At 47.7% G+C, this 2,797-nt stretch carries 5 protein-coding genes; 1 reads left to right on the top strand and 4 read right to left on the bottom strand.

Going from position 1 to position 2,797, the window contains the following annotated elements:
• Nucleotides 1-704, bottom strand: a 704-nt coding sequence (locus tag F8N00_RS17490; RefSeq protein ID WP_421018687.1) for an endonuclease/exonuclease/phosphatase family protein, incomplete at its 3' end; no start/stop codon positions are given.
• The gene (locus tag F8N00_RS17495) at nucleotides 701-1,231 is read right to left on the bottom strand and encodes a GNAT family N-acetyltransferase (protein WP_058713066.1); all 531 of its coding nucleotides are present in this window, start codon (nucleotides 1,229-1,231) and stop codon (nucleotides 701-703) included. The genes F8N00_RS17495 and F8N00_RS17490, both read right to left, overlap by 4 nt.
• Nucleotides 1,232-1,310: 79 nt before the next feature.
• Between F8N00_RS17495 and F8N00_RS17500 the strand changes: the two genes are divergently transcribed.
• On the top strand, nucleotides 1,311-1,727 hold the full coding sequence (locus F8N00_RS17500; RefSeq protein ID WP_023468268.1) for a GNAT family N-acetyltransferase: 417 nt from the start codon (nucleotides 1,311-1,313) through the stop codon (nucleotides 1,725-1,727).
• Here the strand turns inward: F8N00_RS17500 and F8N00_RS17505 are convergent.
• The gene (locus tag F8N00_RS17505) at nucleotides 1,724-2,185 is read right to left on the bottom strand and encodes a hypothetical protein (protein WP_421018688.1); all 462 of its coding nucleotides are present in this window, start codon (nucleotides 2,183-2,185) and stop codon (nucleotides 1,724-1,726) included. The two genes, F8N00_RS17500 and F8N00_RS17505, sit on opposite strands and share 4 nt — an antisense overlap.
• Complete coding sequence (locus tag F8N00_RS17510; RefSeq protein WP_023468270.1) at nucleotides 2,185-2,391, bottom strand: helix-turn-helix transcriptional regulator; 207 nt, start codon at nucleotides 2,389-2,391, stop codon at nucleotides 2,185-2,187. Before F8N00_RS17510 ends, F8N00_RS17505 begins: the two co-directional genes overlap by 1 nt.
• Between the last annotated feature and the right edge of the window lie 406 nt (nucleotides 2,392-2,797).

Genomic DNA, 2,797 nt, shown 5'->3' on the forward strand with positions numbered 1-2,797 from the left:
AGTCTCGTGGGCTCGGAGATGTGTATAAGAGACAGCTGACAGAGTAACCAATCATATCGAACGGGGCTTGTGATGCCGTCATTCTTCCTTACGTACGGATTCATCACGGAATCAAGCGTCGCGGCGGCAATTTGTCCTGTACGAGCGGCAAAACTGCCAGCAAGATCGACCCACTCCTTAAGCGCAGCTTGATGCAGAGCGGAGTTTGGACCATCATTAAAGTCACCGCCTAAGAACTCGATCGTCGTGTCATCCGTCTGTGAGGCAATCCATTCGTTGACGAATCGAAGTTGATCGAGTCGAATGTCTGAAGCACGCCAATTGAAATGAATGTTCGTCACGGCAAAACGAATACCGTCAATCGAAAACGGGATCCGAATCGCACAGTGGTGGTTGATGTTTGCTGTCGCAGCGGCACTCGAATCCGTTCGTTCAAACGGCAATTTCGTCAGGATAGCAAGTCCTTCATCTGGTGAATCCATGTAAGGATCCATCATCATATACGGATAACCGGTCGCCTCTGCGAGGTGCTCAGCGATCGAGACGAATGGTTCATCCGGATGAAACGTCGACATGACTTCTTGCAGGAGGAGAATGTCCGGTTGGTGTTGCTTGATCTCCGCGCATAACGCCTCGAACCGTTCTTGTCGTTTGTGCGGGTGATGCCAGATGTTATATGTCGCAATCGATAATGAAAGACTCATAGCTGTAAGCCCATCAACACCGTATCGTAAAAGCAACCGTCCGATAATAACCGGTCATGACGCAGTCGTCCTTCTTCTTGAAATCCATGTCGCTGATAGAGGCGAATGGCGCCGAGGTTCGTCTCGACGACTTCGAGCTGAATTTTTTGCAGGGATTGCGCTTTTGCCCAAGCAATCATTCGTTCCAGCAGTTGGGTACCGATTCCTTGCCCCCAGTCGGATTGAAGTACACCGAGTCCAAATGATGCCTTGTGCGCGAAACGTTTTAAATGAAAACCACGACATCGGGCGTAGGCGATGAGTCGTCCATCGCGCTCGACGACGAGGATACGATCCGGAACCGAGGAATCGCGCAACTGATCTGCGAAATCCGTCGCGGTCATCACGTCCTCACCAGGCATTCGGTCGAAGTATTCCGTTTCCGCATCGAGTGTTTGGCGGAGTTCAGCGAGGGCTTCAGCGTCACTGAGTCGAGCCGGTCGAATCTGGTACCGTTGTGTATCGAACGAGTGGTGCATCGTCTGCATATGTAATCCTCCGTTCTAGATGGAATATGCTATCATTATGGCAGGGATGGTATCATTTGTAAATTTAAGGAGAGAAGAAATGAAAATTCAAACTGGAACGAAGGAAGATAGGACATTCATCCGCGAGCAATTGATTGCCTACAATCGGCAACATGTTCCTAAAGCCTTATATGAACAATCGGAAGAACTTTGTTTTACAGCATCTAACGAGAAGGGCGAATGCATCGGAGGAATTACCGCGTCTTACGGTTGGCAACATATTCATGTCCAGTTCCTTTGGGTGAGCGATACAGCACGACAGGCAGGTGTCGGAACCCGCCTGCTGCAAGCTATCGAAGGATATGCGAAGGAAGCAAGGTGTACGAAAGTCCTTTTGGACACGTTTGATTTTCAAGCACCAGACTTTTACCGCAAGCATGGTTATGAAGAGTATGGACGACTGACCGATCATCCATCGATTGGACAATCTCAATACTTCTTCGTCAAGCGACTTTAACGCCGGACGTGCACAATCCAAGCCGACATGTACGTAAGTGTTCCGATCGATAAGACAAGAGCAATCGCATAGAACGGAAACGCTGGATACAGTTGAAGTAACGGTTGCTCGAACAAAAAGGCAATCATTAGGACGGGAAGGCTGATCATGAAAGCAACATACGCTGCACGAGTTGCTTTACCGGTGATCAGTGCCTCACGTTCATCGGAGTCGGAAAATTCTGCTGTTGCAAACGAACTTGTACGGTCTTCTCGTAAGAAATAGCTGACGATCGAAAGGACAATCGCAATCACTAGCACTGGAAGGACACTCATTAGATTCAATTCCAGCGACAATCCCGTACCGGATACCGGATCATCTTGAAATAGTTGTAGGTTCGCATGAATGTCACTAATGAGATAAGCAGCTAAAAAGTAGAGACAACAATTAAGTAAAGATTGAGTGACGACACGTTTCATCAGGATTCCTCCTCTAATTGAAATAGTTCCTCGATCGGGCAATCAAAGACGCGGGCAATCTGCATCGCGAGTAAGAGCGACGGCGTATAGCTTCCTTTTTCAAGTGAGATGACAGTTTGTCGTGTCACACCGATTCGTTCAGCGAACTGCTCTTGTGTCCACTTGTGCTGTTGACGATAGAGGCGGACATGGTTCGTCAGTTTCATCTGACGACCTCCTTTCCAGTTGTTTACATTGTAAAGTTGGGTTTACATTTTGTAAAGTAGACTTTACGTCATATATGTAAAAAATGGAGCTGACTCAAAAGTCAACTCCTCAGACTGAAGACAAAGCGTAATTTTTCTTTTAACGAAAAGGATTGCGCTTTTTTTTGTTCATCTCGAATCGTTTTCCTGGGAAAAGCATCGAGCCGCTTCGCTTCGCTGCAGGGTCGCTCCTGCTTGTTTTTCCCTAGGAAGCGATGTCGAGTGAACAAAACGCTTCTCTGATCCTTCTTCCGGATATAAAAAAATGACGCGTTACACGCCACTCCTACAGGAAAAAGCGCGATTTTGCGCTGTCAGAGACAAACAAAACCCGTTTTCCTGCTCGAACGGAGCGGGAAAACTGACT

The sequence above is a fragment of the Exiguobacterium sp. A1_3_1 genome (genome assembly GCF_048985645.1).
Classification (GTDB): domain Bacteria; phylum Bacillota; class Bacilli; order Exiguobacteriales; family Exiguobacteriaceae; genus Exiguobacterium_A; species Exiguobacterium_A indicum.